Annotated in this window: 15 protein-coding genes and 1 tRNA gene; 10 read left to right on the top strand and 6 right to left on the bottom strand. The window is 41.2% G+C overall.

Translation table 11 applies throughout. The features are described 5' to 3' along the window. The first annotated feature begins 95 nt into the window (after window positions 1–95). The 4 genes from radC to secF all read left to right on the top strand — a co-directional run bounded on the left by radC (window position 96) and on the right by secF (window position 4,079). On the top strand, window positions 96–770 hold the full coding sequence (gene radC, locus J3U64_RS00885) for a RadC family protein (protein WP_267407989.1): 675 nt from the start codon (window positions 96–98) through the stop codon (window positions 768–770). Between the two features lie 125 nt (window positions 771–895). Next, window positions 896–1,195: a preprotein translocase subunit YajC gene (gene yajC / locus J3U64_RS00890; protein ID WP_100140160.1), complete on the top strand. Its 300-nt coding sequence runs from the start codon at window positions 896–898 to the stop codon at window positions 1,193–1,195. Between the two features lie 88 nt (window positions 1,196–1,283). Beyond that, complete coding sequence (secD, locus tag J3U64_RS00895) at window positions 1,284–3,137, top strand: protein translocase subunit SecD (protein ID WP_267407990.1); 1,854 nt, start codon at window positions 1,284–1,286, stop codon at window positions 3,135–3,137. A gap of 6 nt (window positions 3,138–3,143) precedes the next feature. Further along, the gene (secF, locus tag J3U64_RS00900) at window positions 3,144–4,079 is read left to right on the top strand and encodes a protein translocase subunit SecF (protein ID WP_267390273.1); all 936 of its coding nucleotides are present in this window, start codon (window positions 3,144–3,146) and stop codon (window positions 4,077–4,079) included. A 190-nt stretch (window positions 4,080–4,269) separates the two neighbouring features. Here the strand turns inward: secF and J3U64_RS00905 are convergent, their stop codons facing one another. After that, on the bottom strand, window positions 4,270–4,914 hold the full coding sequence (locus tag J3U64_RS00905; protein WP_267407991.1) for a hypothetical protein: 645 nt from the start codon (window positions 4,912–4,914) through the stop codon (window positions 4,270–4,272). Between the two features lie 181 nt (window positions 4,915–5,095). Here J3U64_RS00905 and J3U64_RS00910 point away from each other — a divergent pair, with 181 nt between their 5' ends. Then, the gene (locus J3U64_RS00910; protein WP_267390271.1) at window positions 5,096–5,452 is read left to right on the top strand and encodes a Spx/MgsR family RNA polymerase-binding regulatory protein; all 357 of its coding nucleotides are present in this window, start codon (window positions 5,096–5,098) and stop codon (window positions 5,450–5,452) included. Window positions 5,453–5,472: 20 nt separating this feature from the next. Continuing rightward, complete coding sequence (locus J3U64_RS00915; protein WP_267407992.1) at window positions 5,473–6,210, top strand: UDP-2,3-diacylglucosamine diphosphatase; 738 nt, start codon at window positions 5,473–5,475, stop codon at window positions 6,208–6,210. A 184-nt stretch (window positions 6,211–6,394) separates the two neighbouring features. Here J3U64_RS00915 and rho read toward each other — a convergent pair whose 3' ends face one another. Further along, window positions 6,395–7,657, bottom strand: coding sequence for a transcription termination factor Rho (gene rho, locus J3U64_RS00920; RefSeq protein WP_100140154.1), 1,263 nt, complete (start codon window positions 7,655–7,657; stop codon window positions 6,395–6,397). Window positions 7,658–8,535: 878 nt separating this feature from the next. Between rho and J3U64_RS00925 the strand changes: the two genes are divergently transcribed. After that, window positions 8,536–9,039 (top strand): FKBP-type peptidyl-prolyl cis-trans isomerase, encoded by a 504-nt coding sequence (locus tag J3U64_RS00925; RefSeq protein WP_257381268.1) that lies wholly within the window; start codon window positions 8,536–8,538, stop codon window positions 9,037–9,039. 57 nt (window positions 9,040–9,096) lie between these two features. Here the strand turns inward: J3U64_RS00925 and J3U64_RS00930 are convergent. The 4 genes from J3U64_RS00930 to J3U64_RS00945 all read right to left on the bottom strand — a co-directional run bounded on the left by J3U64_RS00930 (window position 9,097) and on the right by J3U64_RS00945 (window position 11,491). Next, window positions 9,097–9,172, bottom strand: a tRNA-Asn gene (locus J3U64_RS00930). Between the two features lie 123 nt (window positions 9,173–9,295). Next, entirely contained in the window at window positions 9,296–10,207 is a 912-nt protein-coding gene (gene argB, locus J3U64_RS00935) for an acetylglutamate kinase (protein WP_100152523.1), read from the bottom strand. Between the two features lie 248 nt (window positions 10,208–10,455). Beyond that, window positions 10,456–10,920, bottom strand: coding sequence for a Holliday junction resolvase RuvX (gene ruvX / locus J3U64_RS00940; RefSeq protein ID WP_267407993.1), 465 nt, complete (start codon window positions 10,918–10,920; stop codon window positions 10,456–10,458). Continuing rightward, a complete protein-coding gene (locus J3U64_RS00945; protein ID WP_100140246.1) occupies window positions 10,913–11,491 on the bottom strand; it encodes a YqgE/AlgH family protein in 579 nt (192 codons plus the stop codon). Before J3U64_RS00945 ends, ruvX begins: the two co-directional genes overlap by 8 nt. Before the next feature lie 214 nt (window positions 11,492–11,705). Here J3U64_RS00945 and gpmI point away from each other — a divergent pair, with 214 nt between their 5' ends. The 3 genes from gpmI to J3U64_RS00960 all read left to right on the top strand — a co-directional run bounded on the left by gpmI (window position 11,706) and on the right by J3U64_RS00960 (window position 16,247). Next, window positions 11,706–13,229, top strand: coding sequence for a 2,3-bisphosphoglycerate-independent phosphoglycerate mutase (gene gpmI / locus J3U64_RS00950; protein WP_267407994.1), 1,524 nt, complete (start codon window positions 11,706–11,708; stop codon window positions 13,227–13,229). A 38-nt stretch (window positions 13,230–13,267) separates the two neighbouring features. Further along, a complete protein-coding gene (locus tag J3U64_RS00955; RefSeq protein ID WP_267407995.1) occupies window positions 13,268–14,527 on the top strand; it encodes a murein hydrolase activator EnvC family protein in 1,260 nt (419 codons plus the stop codon). A gap of 136 nt (window positions 14,528–14,663) precedes the next feature. Next, the gene (locus tag J3U64_RS00960) at window positions 14,664–16,247 is read left to right on the top strand and encodes a S41 family peptidase (RefSeq protein WP_267407996.1); all 1,584 of its coding nucleotides are present in this window, start codon (window positions 14,664–14,666) and stop codon (window positions 16,245–16,247) included. The last annotated feature ends 308 nt before the right edge of the window (window positions 16,248–16,555 follow it).

A 16,555-nucleotide genomic window follows, 5' to 3' on the forward strand; every position in this document is an offset into this window, starting at 1 on the left:
AACATCCGGTACCCTAACCAACACAACAGCAAACCAATTTATTTTATTACAAAGTTATATTATGATTTCGTCTTTAAATGACATAATCGTAAAAAATGAGTATCAAACACTGGCCTAAACACGATCGTCCAAGAGAAAAACTGCTCAAGCAGGGTGCCAGTGCACTCAGCGATACAGAATTATTGGCCATATTATTGCGTACAGGAACGAGGGGGAAAAGTGCTGTTGATTTGGCACGAGAGCTAATTGCCATAACAGGCAGTCTGCGTGCTTTACTTGAGGCAGACTGTCAGCAAATTTGTCAGTACCATGGCATGGGTGTAGCCAGTTATACCCAATTTGCTGTTATTCGTGAAATCAGCCGACGCATGCTGGCAGAAGAAATACATTGCCGTCCGGTTTTCACCCAGCCTGAAACAGTCGCAGATTTTCTACGTTTGCTTATAGGGCATGAAAAAGTAGAAGTTTGCGTGGCCTTACTACTAAACCAGCGCAATGAGCTAATGCATACCATTGAGCTTGCCCGAGGTACCATCAATGAAGCCAGAGTATATACGCGCGAAGTAGCTGCTGCTGCCTTGAGCCACCATGCAGTATCGATTATTCTGGCACATAATCACCCTGGCCAATCAACTATGCCTTCATCAGGAGATATCCAGCTTACTCGTCAGATTAAAGCAGCACTTAACCTTTTGGATATCCGCTTGCTCGACCATTTTATCGTCACTGCAGAAAAAACCACATCTATGGCAGTATTAGACCTGCTGTAACCAGCATAAGCATCTGAATCTAAAGATTCAGACAATACATTGTACAAAACTGGATAAAATCATCATTGCAGATTACAATAACGGGTTTAATAGTGTTATTTACCTGAATCACACGGAGTAAGCCCATGATTGATTTTGCTTATGCTGCCAACACTGCCGGTACACAAAGTAGCCTGATGCAGTTTTTACCTCTCTTATTAATTCTAGTTGTATTTTATTTTCTGATTATTCGTCCGCAGCAAAGCAAACATAAAAAACATCAGCAGATGTTAACTGAGCTGAAAAAAGGCGATAAAGTAGTTACACTGGCTGGAATGGTCGGCAAAATTACTAAAGTAAACGATCAATACTTCACCATTGAAATCGCACCGAAAGTAGAAGTTGAATTTGAGCGCAATGCCATCAGTGGCAAGGCACCAGAATAAAGCCTGTTATCTGCCGCAACGTTTCAGTTGCGGCCTTTATTTTCTTTACTTATATTGAAAACAACAGTCTGCAAGTAAGGCAGCAAATATGAATCGTTATCCTTTATGGAAATATCTGCTTATCATCGTCACCATAGTTTTGGGGCTGCTCTATACCATACCAAACTTCTTCGGCGAGATACCAGCAGTACAAATCTCTACCAACCGTCAAGCTATTACAATTAACGAGCAGACTGAAAACACGGTTAAACAAGCACTGGCAGCTGCACATATACAGCATCAGGGTATGTTTATTACCGATGGTAGTCTAAAAGTTCGTTTCAGCGATACAGAAACTCAGCTTAAAGCACGTGATGCCATTGCTTCTCAATTTGGAGATGGCTATATCGTGGCTTTAAATCTGCTGGCCAACACGCCGGAATGGATGGAAAAAATTCACGCCAAGCCTATGTTTCTAGGGCTAGACTTGCGCGGCGGTGTGCACTTTACCATGCAGGTTGATATGGAATCAGCCGTAGACAAGACCTTAGACAGCTATGCCGGCGATATTCGTCGTCAACTGCGTAAACTACAAATTCGCAGCGGCAATATTGTTAAAAACGGACAAACACTGACCATCCCTTTTCAATCAACCAGTGACGCCAACAATGCAACATCTGGTCTGAAAAAATATCTCAACGATGCCACACTTACTCAAAACGGTGACCGTTTAATCGTCAGTCTGAGCAATACCGCGCTGGCTAGAATCCGCACTGATGCAGTGACCCAAAACATCAATACCCTTCACAACCGTGTTAACGAGCTAGGCGTGGCAGAACCTGTCATTCAGCAGGCAGGCCCTGACCGAATTGTCGTACAGTTACCAGGTGTACAAGACACAGCTAAAGCCAAAGATATCATTGGCCGTACCGCCACCCTGCAAGTGCGTATGGTTAGTGACGATCCCAATCTTTATCAGCAGGCACTTCAAGGACACAATCCGGATGGTTATGAACTATTACCTTCTGCTGGTAATGGAGCTCCCACATTGGTGAGCAAGCAGGTTGAACTAACTGGCGATAACATTAATGATGCACAAGCAAGTTTCAATGACAGAGGGCAACCCGGAGTCAGTGTGAACTTTGACAGTACCGGTGCAAGTATTTTCGCAGACCTTACCCGAAATAATGTAGGTAAGCGCATGGCCATGGTACTTATTGATCAAGGTAAAGCCGAAGTTATAACTGCACCGGTAATCAATGAACCTATTCCGGGTGGCAAAACTATCATTTCCGGCAACATGAGCATAGCCGAAGCCAATGATACTGCCCTGCTGTTGCGTGCTGGTTCTCTGGCTGCGCCAATGAAAATTATCGAAGAACGTACCATTGGTCCGTCACTGGGTAAAGAAAACATCAGTAAGGGATTTCACTCTACATTATGGGGTTTTGTAGTAGTTGCTGTATTCATGATGCTCTACTATCGCATGTTTGGCCTGTTTTCAGTGATTGCCCTGTCTTGTAATCTGCTGTTTCTGATTGCTATTCTGTCTGCAATGCAAGCCACACTTACCCTGCCGGGCATCGCCGCTATCGCCCTGACACTTGGTATGGCAATTGACTCAAATGTATTAATTAATGAGCGCATTCGAGAAGAATTGCGCCATGGAAATACACCGCAGATATCAATCAATGCCGGTTATGATCATGCATGGCACACAATTGTAGACTCAAACATCACTTCACTGATTGCTGGTCTGGCTCTGTTGATTTTTGGTTCCGGCCCCATACGTGGGTTTGCTGTAGTGCACTGTCTGGGGATTCTGACTTCAATGTATTCCTCTGTGGTAGTTTCACGTGCCATTGTAAATCTATGGTACGGGCGCAAACGTAAATTAAAAACCCTATCCATCGGCCACATCTGGATTGCTGATAATGCCTCTACCAGTAAAAACAAGGCTTAAATAATTATGGAATTTTTCAAAATCAAACGTGACATTCCGTTTATGAGCTATGGCAAGCTAACAACGGCGATATCACTAATTACTTTTATTCTGGCTGTATTTTTTCTGGTAACACGCGGATTGAATTTTTCAGTTGAGTTCACTGGCGGTACCGTAATGGAAGTGGAGTTTCAGCAGAGTGCGGATTTAAACAAGATTCGCACTGAGCTGGACGGACTAAAACTGGGTGAAGTTCAGGTACAGGCGCTTGGTACCAATAAACAACTTATGATTCGCTTACCCAACAAAGCTAATATGTCCTCCGCTCAGTTATCTAATCAGGTAATGGATCTGCTTAAACAGCATCAGGAAGGCGTAAGCTTACGACAGGTAGAATTTATCGGCCCACAGGTAGGTGAAGAGCTGGTAACACATGGGCTGCTTGCTCTGGGCATGGTTGTTCTAGGCATCATTATCTATTTATCCATGCGCTTTGAATGGCGTTTTGCCGTATCCGCCATCATTGCTAATATGCACGACGTAGTTATTATTCTGGGTTGTTTCGCTTTATTTCGCTGGGAATTTTCACTTACTGTACTAGCAGGTGTTCTGGCTGTGCTTGGTTATTCAGTGAACGAATCAGTAGTGGTATTCGACCGTATCCGCGAGAACTTTCGCAAACCCCATATGCGCGGCAAAAGTGTACCGGCAATCATAGATAATGCTATTACCGCCACCATGAGCCGGACAGTTATTACGCATGGTTCTACCGAAGCGATGGTTATTTCCATGCTCGTTTTTGGCGGAGCGGCACTGCATGGATTTGCCATGGCCTTAACTATTGGCATTGTATTTGGTATCTATTCTTCAGTACTGGTAGCCAGTCCGTTACTGCTGATGTTTGGTTTGAACCGACAAAATCTGGTTAAACCACCTAAACGTAAAGAAGAAGCCGTAGTATAAGTACTAAACAACTACCATTGTTATTATCGTGTAAAAATCTCCAGATTAAATAAAAATCTGGAGATTTTTAATATCCGCTAGTGCCAAATCAAATTTTAATCTATATGCGTAATGCCAGATAACCAATTATCTAACTTTTCAAACAATTAATCAGTGAAAATCCATTTGCATTCTATTGATTTTATTACAATCAATGTAGTGCACGTTCATCCTTCCACCCTTTATCAGTCAAGACTAATATCGCAGCACGCCGTTGTGGTTCCTGTAAAGATTTCCACCAGTTTTCATCAGTGGTTTTAATCAGATTTTCAGCCCATTTTTCCGGTACCAACTTGGCATCATAGACCACCTTGGATATAGTCATACCATTGGCTGGTGTGGGTTCAGTAAAGAGCACAATTTTATCTACCTTTTGTGTACCAAGGCAAAGTAGACTACCCTGAGCACTGTTGAGCACATTAGCTTCACCCTTGCTGGTCCGGTAATACACTGCCTGTGGAATATCTGGTCCACCATTTACATTTAATGTGACATCTTTTCCTTGTTCGTATAAATCTGCATCAGTCAGAATATCCATTTGTTTGAGAGCTGTTTTATTGACTTTCTCTCCATCACTGTTTTTTCTGGCAATCCGAATTTCCTTATTTCCCAGAGTAATCATATTATTAATTCCACCCTGAGCGTTGTCTAGTACCAAATTTACCGCCAGACATACCTTATCATTTTTGCCAAATTCATTAATTGCATCTGTAAAATTACTATTACTCGCCTCTTGTTTGCCACTACAGGCGGCCAGTAGCAGGCTGGCGGCAAATAATAAACTGATTTTTTTCATACCGTCTTTCCTCATAAAATAATATTTTTGCACTGATTTAAGCATACTGCCAATATGCCAGATTAGCAATGCAGACTCTATATCGTGAGTTTAAAAACAATCTGCATGCAACAAACCAACACTTAAGCTCGTCAGAGCAAACCGGTATAATATTCGTCTGTACATTTACATGGTCTTAATTATGAGTATTCGGATATATGGTATCAGCCAATGTAATACGGTAAAAAAAGCGCGTCAGTGGCTACAAGAGCATGAAATTGATGCTGAATTTATCGATTTCAAAAAAACACCTCCCACAGCTTCAGATATCCAATTTTGGCTGACACAAATACCTAAAGAAACCCTTATTAATCGTAAAGGTACCACTTGGCGTAAATTAAGTGCCATCGATCAGCAGGATGCACTCTGCAGCAATGAAGCGGCCATACAGCTGATGATGAATCAACCTTCAGTAATCAAGCGTCCTGTATTAATAAATAATAAACAACGCGTACTTGTTGGCTTCGACGCAGCAAAGTACACTGAATTTTTAGCCTGATATTATTAAATCGACAAACCATGAACACCACTATTTTTATTTCAGACTTACATTTGTCAGAACAAACTCCGCCATTAAATAAACTTTTTCAGCGCTGTTTACAACAATGGCAGGGAAAAATTGATGCCTTATATATTCTGGGAGATTTTTTCGATGTCTGGATTGGCGATGATGATGACAGTGATTTTATCCGCACCATCAAAAAAGAGCTGAAAGAATTTACTGCCAGCACGCCGATTTATTTTATTCATGGCAATCGTGATTTTCTGCTGGGAGAAAAATTTTCAGCTGAAAGCGGTATCCGGCTATTAAATGCACCACAACAAATTAATCTTTATGGTCATGATTATATTATCATGCATGGAGATGAGCTATGTACCGATGATGTAGCCTATCAACAATTTCGTATGCAGTCACGTAATCCATTATGGCAGATGGCCGTATTAAGCAAACCCATAGCAGAACGGAGATTACTGGCCGGACAAATTCGTCAGATGAGTGAGACACGTAAAAATAATGAAGGTAAAAGTGAAATCTCTGATGTCACTGAAAGTGCCATCCAGCAACTGATGGAAAACCATGCTCAAGATTCCTTACCAACGCTGATTCATGGCCACACTCACCGCCCTGCCGTACATGAATCTAAACTGAATAATCAGTTATTCAAACGTTATGTTATACAAGACTGGGCTGAAAATTATGGAGGCTATCTCGCTGTCGATGCTAATGGTGTTCATGTGCATGAACTTAGACTTTAAGTAGTTCCAACACGATTTTATGCATTTATAATTATCAGAATCATTTACTGTTTAAATATTGTTCAGTCTGATATTAAAAAGCCATACTGTATTTATCAGTATGGCTTTTTATCAGTATTTAAATATCAAAAATAAAAAAGCCGTGTTTACAGATTAAAACACGGCTTAATAAGGTATTATTTGACTATTTACTACCACGCATTAAATCAAAAAAGTCTGCATTATTTTTGGACTGTTTCAATTTATCAATGATGAATTCGGTAGCTTCAATATCATCCATTGGATGCAAAAACTTGCGCAGCAGCCACATTTTTTGCAGATGTTCATTTGATACCAGCAGTTCTTCACGACGCGTCCCAGAACGATTGATGTTGATGGCCGGGAATAGACGTTTTTCTGCCATACGCCTGTCCAGATGCAATTCCATATTACCCGTACCTTTGAATTCTTCGTAAATTACATCATCCATGCGACTACCGGTTTCAACCAAAGCAGTAGCAATAATCGTTAATGAACCGCCTTCTTCCACATTACGTGCGGCACCAAAAAATCGTTTAGGGCGATGCAATGCATTGGCATCAATACCACCAGTCAAAATCTTGCCTGAAGCAGGTATGACAGTGTTATAGGCTCGTGCCAGACGAGTAATTGAATCCAGCAGAATAATTACATCTTTTTTATGCTCTACCAAACGCTTAGCTTTTTCAATTACCATTTCCGCTACTTGTACATGGCGGGTAGCGGGCTCATCAAAGGTAGAAGAAACCACTTCCCCACGTACGGAGCGCGTCATTTCTGTTACTTCTTCCGGACGTTCATCAATCAGCAAAACAAGCAGCTCTGCATCTGGATAATTAGCTGTAATTGCATGGGCAATATTTTGCAACATTACGGTTTTACCAGATTTCGGCGGTGCTACTAGTAAAGCACGTTGGCCGAAGCCAATGGGAGCAATCAGGTCTATAGCACGGCCGGTCAGATTTTCTCCTGAACGGATATCACGTTCTAATACAAACTGACGATCCGGAAATAATGGCGTAAGATTTTCAAATAGGATTTTATGCTTGCATACCTCTGGGTCATCACCATTGATTTTATCCAGTCGCACCAATGCAAAATAACGTTCGTTATCTTTAGGTACACGTACACTGCCTTCAATCGTATCACCGGTATGCAGATTGAAACGTCGAATCTGACTGGGGCTGACATAGATGTCATCCGGCCCAGCCAGATAAGATGTGTCCATACTGCGCAGAAAACCGAAGCCATCAGGAAGAATTTCCAGGGTACCAGAGCAGGTAAAAGCTTCTCCCTGCTTCATTTTGATGCGTACAATCGCAAAAACAAGATCTTGTTTACGCAAACGGTTGGCATTTTCAATGCCAAATTCATCAGCTATGCCCAGTAACTCAGACACATGTAAGTTTTGTAATTCAGAAACGTGCATAAAGATTTAAATGAACTTATTTATTAGAATTTAAGATAAGATGAGTCCGAAAACTCATAATAATTCCTGTTACCAAGCCTTAAATGCATGGGTGTATGCAAAAGAAAGGTAAGGGTATTTTATTGAAAGTCGATTTGGTTTAACTTTGCCACAGCAAACATTAAACATAGATTTAGAATTGACCTCTTCTTATAAGTTGCAATTCTATTCTGCATGCTCTCATGATGTCAAGCCATTATCAACATTCAATTAACACTGCTGGTAAGAATACCTGCAAAATGCTGAACTGACATCATTCAGTCGCGAAGCAATCCCAAATCCATATTTTTCTCTTTCCATTTCGCATGCTTACACTTCAAAGCTGCCATAATTCTGGTTAATATAATTTTTTTCTTGTTATATTAACAATTTTGTTTTAACGATTTATAGATATTCGGAAGTTATATTTGCTCTAATATTAATTTAGGTACATAAGTGTAAATAAAAGCATATGGTCTCGCAAAGACAACAGTTATCAAATTTCTGTACTTAAGAACAGATAAACAAGTGTGAATTTAATAAAAGGAAGATTGTAATGATCTATTGATACGTTATTACGACGTTATTAAGAAGAACAATATTTTCAGCTAAACAGTGTCTGCATTTTCACACAGATAACTCTATTTCGTAAGTTCTGAAAAAATGAAATGCGTTAGTTTTAAACTGATATTTATTCAAATAAGCAAATTCATCACAATAAAATATTACCTACAACTTCTACTTTTGTATTTAAAATTTCGAGGCTTGATGAGTAAATTTATTTTTTGTGGATGGCTGGCTATAATTGCTTTTCCTTCAACATTTAAAGAGAAATTATGAAAAGCTTGTCTTTAACTATTATGGGTATCACAACTTTGCTTGCTGTATCAGCCTGCAATTTTGCGGACAACGGTTTTAAAAATAATAGTAGTGAGCCGGTAGCTGCTTCTTCAGCCACATCAGCCACCCGTAACCCTCAATTAGCTGGAGATGAGTTTCTGGCCAAAAATAAAACTGCACCTGGGGTTACTACTACTGCTTCTGGCTTGCAATATAAAGTCAATCATGAAGGTAGTGGTAAAAAGCCGAAAGCAAGCGATATGGTAACTGTTCAGTATGAAGGGCGCCTGATCGATGGCACAGTATTTGATAGCACAGCACAGCGTAATAATCAGCCAGCCACTTTCCCACTTAACGGTGTCATACCTGGATGGACTGAAGGTCTGCAGCTGATGTCTGAAGGCAGTGACTATACATTTTATATTCCGGCAAATCTTGCTTATGGAGAACAAAGTCCGACAAGCGCTATTCCACCTAACAGTGTTTTAATCTTCAATGTGAAACTAATTAAAGTTGGCGAATAACAGATAAAACGTCCACAATGAAAAAAGCACTCAAATAAATGAGTGCTTTTTTTAAACTGGCTCCCCGACCAGGGCTCGAACCTGGGACCTGCGGATTAACAGTCCGTCGCTCTACCGACTGAGCTATCAGGGAATGAGGCGAAATTATAGCGTTTGTAATTTTAGTGTCAAGCTTTTTGAACAATTATACCAATAAAAAAAATTAAATATTTAATTACACAACAATTAAATATTGTCGGCACCTAAATTAGCACTATTAAGCCTGCTCATTCTGACCAAGAATCATAGTACCCACACCTTTGTCGGTGAATATCTCCAGCAGCAGTGCATGTGGCACACGTCCGTCAATAATGTGCGTGTTGTGCACGCCATGCATGGCAGCCTGCAAGGTAGCATTGATTTTGGGTAACATACCATTTTGTAAGGTACCATCCGCGATTAATGCATTAATATCTGCCGGTGTTAAACGGCTTAATAACTGTTGATTTTTATCCAGTACACCTATGGTATTAGTTAGCATAATCAGCTTTTCTGCTTGCAGGCTCTCTGCCAATTTGCCTGCCACCACATCTGCATTAATGTTAAAAGCTTCGCCCTGCTCACCTACCCCTACCGGCGCCACTACAGGTATATAGCCGTGTTCGACCATTTCCTCTATCAGCGCAGTATCAATAGACTCTACTTCTCCAACCTGCCCGATATCCTGTCGGGCGTTTTCAGGGGTAGAGACATATAGTTTTCTAGCTTTGATAAAATGGTTATCCCGTCCTGTAATACCTACTGCATGTCCGCCATGCTGGTTTAAAAGAGAAGTAATTTCCTTATTTACACAGCCACCAAGTACCATTTCAACAATATTCATGGTTTCGTTATCTGTCACCCGCATACCCTGAATGAACTGATTATCTTTGCCTATTTTTTGAAGTAGATCATTAATTTGTGGGCCACCCCCATGAACAATTACTGGATGAATTCCTACCAGTTTCAGTAAAACTACATCTTTGGCAAAACTTTCTTTCAGTTGTGGATCTGTCATGGCATTACCACCGTATTTGATTACCATGGTTACGCCGGAAAAGCGCCGGATATAAGGTAAAGCCTCGGCAAGAATATTGGCTTTAGTGCTGGCCTCCATTGTATCTAAGCTGATACTGCTATCTGTGCTCATTATGCGTCCTAGTCTGATTAAACTGTTTCTCTATTTACTGAGGTTAAGTTTATCCCCGGTTTCGCAAAAATAAAACCAAATAATGTGAACTGCTGTATATTCACGACAGAGAATATACCGGCATTTTTCGCCAGCTAAGTAGATGATTAACAAAAAAATGAAAGAAAAGAAAATTCAGAAGTGCAGTTTTCTGGAGAAACTCTAATATTGGAATCGATTTGTAATAAAAAAATGTATCAGAACCTCACCTATTCAACCAATTTGGCTTTACAAGCGCCGGAACTGAAAAACGTTGTCAAAATAGCCTGTGCAGCCACTTGATCTAAAACTTGCTTACGTTTTTTTCCAAAAATACCAGCTTCACTGAGCAAACTATCAGCCACGGCTGATGTCCAGCGCTCATCTACCCAATATACGGATAATTGAAAACGCCCATGCAAGCGATTACCAAAACGCCGGCATTGTGCCGTCGCCTCATCTGAAGCACCATCAGCATGAGTTGGCAATCCAACAACCAGAGCCTTTGGCTGCCACTCTTTGATAAGAGAAGCAATACGTATAAATCGTTCTTCATTGCTGATAAGCGTAATAGTTTCCAGCGGATGTACGGTCGACAATTCCGCCTCTCCTACTGCTACACCGATTCGTGCTAATCCATAGTCAAAACCAAGAACCGTCCCACTTCTTAACGGAGATAAAAGTGAATCAGGCATGTCCTGCCAGCCCGCTCAGATTGGTAATATCAATTTTCAGCAACTGCAAAGCGGCCTTATAACGCTGTTTATAGGGCATATCAAACAAAATTTGCATATCTGCAGGTGCAGTAATCCAGCTATTATCAGCCAGTTCCTGCTCCAACTGCCCTGCCGACCAGCTTGAATAACCGATAGTGGCCACAGCCTTATCTACCTCATTTTCCTGAGTGAGCCCCATAATAATATCGCGAGACGTTGTCATAGCAATATCATCAGTGACCATCAAACTGCTTTCCCATGAACCGGCCGGAGTGTGAACCAGAAAGCCTCTGTCTACCTGAACTGGGCCGCCCATCAGAACATTTTGGCCATGGAACCGTTCCGGCGTTGGGGTTTTAGCAGAGTCAAATAGCAAATCCATCATAATCGGTGAAGGCTTATTTACAATAATACCCATGGCACCATCGGCACTATGTTCACACAGATAAATCACGCTTTCTTTAAAAAAAGGATCCTCCATTGCTGGCATTGCAATCAAAAAATGATTGGCCAGAGAAAAACTGAAAGAAGTGCCACGTTGAGCAGCCATATTTTGCATATCCATAAAAAAATAAAATCAAACCAGATATAATTAATTTATCGTTAAATTGGGTCTGTCCAGCTGTTTCTCAAGCCAGTGCTTTTAGCTATAATTCTATCTTACTTTAAAGCTGGTTTAATACCATCCTTCTTAGCCAAACTCTATTGGATAATACTGGCACTTTTGTCAGAATACACAACCCACCATCACAGAAAGGCCAATTGTGTCATTAACCAAACCTGTCGTTCTCTTAATTCTGGATGGTTTCGGCCATCGTGCCGATGGTGATGACAATGCTATTTTACTGGCACATACACCACATATCGATAATTATCGTCAGCACTACGCTTATGGCACAATTGATGCATCTGAGCGCATGGTTGGTCTACCCATGGGGCAGTTTGGTAATTCAGAAGTAGGACACTTGAATATTGGTGCCGGCCGAGTTGTCCCTCAGGACATCACCCGTATTGATATGGCGATTGAAGATAACAGCCTGAAAAAAAACATTGTTTTGCAAGAAGCATGGCAGACTCCTAATCATACTGTGCATCTGCTTGGTCTGTTTTCAGATGGGGGCGTACATAGTCACATTGAGCATTTTTTTGCAGTAATAGACGCGGCTATTGAAGCTGGTATGCAAAAAATAGTAGTGCATCCGTTTCTGGATGGTCGTGATACTCCTCCCCAAAGTGCACATCCCTATTTATTGCGTTTGCAAGAATATATGCAGCTGCATCCGCAGGTAATATGCGGTGCCATAGTCGGGCGTTTTTATGCCATGGATCGTGACAATCGCTGGGACAGAGTCGAAGCAGCTTACAATGCTTTATTTGGTGATGCACCCTATCATGCTGTTTCACCGATTTCTGCACTTGAAGCAGCCTATGCGCGTGGTGAACAGGATGAATTTGTCAAACCCACAATAGTGAGTCCTGATGCAGAGTTGAAAAACGGCGATGCGATACTGTTTCTCAATTTCCGCGCCGACCGTGCGCGTGAATTAACTCAGGCGCTTACCTTTGAAAATTTTACCGGTTTCCAACGTCAGCACACAGTACAGCCTGGCTACTTTGCCAGCATCACAGCCTATGGTGCGCAGTTTCCTCATCCGGTAATGTTTGGCCGCCAATCTGTGCGTAATGGACTAGGTGAATTTCTGGCTGAACAAGGACTAAGCCAGCTGCGCATTGCCGAAACTGAAAAATATCCTCATGTGACCTATTTTTTCAGTGGCGGACGTGAAGAACCGTATATAGGAGAAGAACGCATTATGATTCCTTCTCCTAAAGTTACCACCTATGATTTGCAACCAGAAATGAGTGCTGTTGGGATCACTGAAGAAATCATAGACAGTCTGCAACATCATCGCCATGACGTCATTATCTGCAATTTTGCTAATGGTGACATGGTTGGACATACAGGTTCGCTGGATGCTGCCGTCAAAGCAGTGGAAACATTGGATAGCTGTGTTGCACGTGTGGTAGAAGCAACTCTGGCTGCTGGCGGTGAAGTAATAATCACTGCTGACCATGGCAACTGCGAGCACATGTTTGATAAAAAAAATCAACAGCCACATACCCAGCATACAGTAGAACCGGTGCCTTTTATATATATTGGCCGAAAAGCCACCATTCATACCGGCGGAGCATTAAAAGATGTGGCACCTTCCTTGTTAGCGGTACTCGGTCTAAACCCTCCATCAGAGATGACGGGGCACAATCTGATTGAATTTACACACATCTGATGAAAACTTTTCTCTGTCTTTCTCTAACCTGTTATTGTATGGCCACTTCTGTTGCCATAGCTGCCAGCAATCAAAAAATACAACCTGGTAGCGAATTGAAACAGGTACATCAGGCCATATCAGCTACTCAGAATCAGATTAGCAAAACGACTGTTGAGCAGAAAAAAATCGATGCCTCTATGGCAGCAACCAGCCAGCAGCTAAATCAAGCTAGGAATGAATTGGGGCGTCTCAGGCAACAGCAACAAACCAGTATGCGTCAATTAGAAACACTGCAAACCAGTCTGGATAAAACACGTACACAGATAGCCGAAACACAGACTCAAATTGCACGCTTACTGAATGCTCATTATCGTAATCGCCAACCAAACAGTGTATATCTGCTACTCAAACAGGATTCGACAGACAAAAAAGGCCGCTCACTACAATATATACGCTATCTGAATGAGGCCAACGAACGTGTGATTCAACGTTTACAGCAGCAACAGACGCGTATGAGTGAGCAGCAACAGGCAGTAGCAAAACAGCAAAATGAGCTATCAAAATTACGCCAGAAGCAGCAGCAAGTGATTAACAAACTGCAAATACGGCATCAAAGTCAGCAAAGTCAATCCACAGTATTAAGTCAGCAATTAACAGTACAAAATAAACAGCTGCAATCACTCAAGGCTGCTGAAAAGCGTCTAAATAATTTGCTGAGCCGATTATCAGCACAGGCAACCATGCGTCGTCTGGCACAAACAAGTAAACCTAGTAAACAAATTTCAGGCAAAATAGAAAAACCTCAGCCACCCAAAACATCTACCAACTCTGTTAAACGCACAGAGTCCGTTCACAACACATCATCTTCAACATTAACCGCTGAAGATATGGCATTACAGGCTACAGATAACATTAATTCACCATTAATCAAAGGCCTGGCTCAAAAACAAGGTCGTCTTCCACGACCGGTAAGCGGTACCATTGCTGGAAGATTTGGTGAAAGTAGACCTAATGGCGGTATCTGGAAAGGGTTGTTTTTTGCCTGTAATAACGCCGTTGTGCATAGTATAGCCAGTGGCACCGTAGCTTATGCAGCTTATTTACAGGGATATGGCAACACAATTATTATCGATCATGGTGAAGGCTATATCAGCATTTACACCGGTTTAGCATCAATAGGAGTCACGGCCAATCATACGATAGACGCTGGTCAAAACATTGGTATAAGTGGTAAATTACCAGATGGCCAGAATGGACTATACTTTGAAATCCGTTATCATAATCAGGCAATGAACCCATTATCATGGCTGCGCTGAAATAGAATATAGCGCACTATTACCTGTACTTACATTATGATGTAAACTTTGGCCTGAATAATATATATGAATCACCCTTACAAACAGGTTTTTTAGACCTGAATCATTGTCGCTATCAGAAAGAAAAACAGAAATAATGGCTAATTCCCGATTTAAAAAAGCTGCTTTATATACATTAGGCGCTTTCAGTGGCGTGATTCTAACCCTGAGCATACAGGGCTATGCCAATGAAAAATCCGAAGCATTACCCGTACAATCTTTGCATACAATGGCTGAAGTTTATGGACAAATAAAAGCCAATTATGTTGAGAATAAAACCGATGATACGATTCTAGAAGGTGCTATGAAAGGCATGGTTAATAACCTAGACCCGCACTCAGAATATTTAACGGTAAAAGATTATTCCGATCTACAGGAAAGCACTACTGGTGAATTTGGTGGTTTAGGTATGGAAATCAGTTCAGAAGACGGACTGATTAAAATTGTTGCGCCTATTGAAGATACACCGGCCGATCGTGCAGGTATTAAAAGCGGTGATTACATTGTTAAAATTGACAATGAATCTACACGCAACATGACAGCCACTGAAGCGGTTAAAAAAATGAGAGGTAAACCAGGCACCAGTATCACACTGACTCTGGCTCGTAAAGATGAAACTCAGCCCATTGTAGTACACCTCACCCGCGCTATTATTAAAGTAAAAAGTGTTCGCTTTAAATTACTGGAACCAAATTACGGCTATGTGCGCATTACCCAGTTTCAGGAACACACGGTCAGCTTGCTGGCTGATGCTCTTAAAGAACTGAACAAACAGAATAAGGCACCACTAAAAGGTTTGGTATTAGATTTACGTGACGATCCAGGCGGTTTATTGAACAGTGCAGTGGGTGTTTCCGCTGTATTTCTAAAACCTGGAGTAAAAGTAGTCAGCACTAAAAACCGCGATAAAAAAGAAGGAATGGTTTTACGAACGATTCCTAAAGATTATGTGGTTAAAGGTAACGATCCGCTCATTAATCTGACGGATGAGCTTAAAAGCATTCCTGTAACGGTTTTGGTTAATTCAGGAACTGCTTCTGCATCTGAAATCGTTTCTGGCGCTTTGCAGGATTACAAGCGTGCTGTAATTGTTGGTACGCAGAGTTTCGGCAAAGGCTCTGTTCAGACTGTTATTCCTTTGTCCAACGGCGGTGCTGTTAAACTGACTACAGCCTTGTACTACACCCCTAATGACCGCTCCATACAAGCACAAGGTATCGTACCCGATGTAGAGGTTAAAGATAAAAACCGCACATACGAAAGCCGCGAGGCTGATTTGGGTGGACATTTGAGCAATCCGCTGGGTGGTAAAGAAGTAAATGGTGATCTATTGGGCGGACAGAAAAAATCCACGTCTTCTGCTTCAGCTAGCGAAGCAGCCTTACATGAAAATGATACTACTGCTGATAAAGACAGTACTAAAGATGCCAAAGACAATACATCAATTACCAACAACTCCAAAAATAGCGGCGCTAAAAATACTGACGCATCAAAAGACAGTAAAAAGAAAAAGGATGAAGAAGACTGGCTTGCTCGTCGAGACCCCAATCCAGCCAAGGATGCTCAATTAAAAGCAGCATTGGACTTAGTCAAAGATCCGGTCAAATGGAATCAGTCATTGGGATTAGCAGCCAAAAAACCTGCAAAAACAGCGGATAAAGACAAGAAGGACAAAAAATAATAATTTCTTTCAAAACAGATAGCCAATAAGCTATCTGTTTTTTTATGTAAAGGTAAAACCCAAAAGCAGATTACCTTCACCTAGATCTGTCTTTTATCATTCTGATTCATAATATAGCTTTTAGAAATCAATAATAACTAATATATAGCCTAAGATAAAAACTTATGGAAATTTAGACAATAATAAAAGCAATGGATTAAATTGCTTCATGCGCAATAAAATCACCAGGCTTTTAGCAAATTTAAATATAGTTACCCTTTCTACAACTTTTTTATATTCAGACTATGAACCTAAATGTATTCTAATCA

The organism is Snodgrassella sp. B3800 (genome assembly GCF_026535865.1).
Classification (GTDB): domain Bacteria; phylum Pseudomonadota; class Gammaproteobacteria; order Burkholderiales; family Neisseriaceae; genus Snodgrassella; species Snodgrassella alvi_E.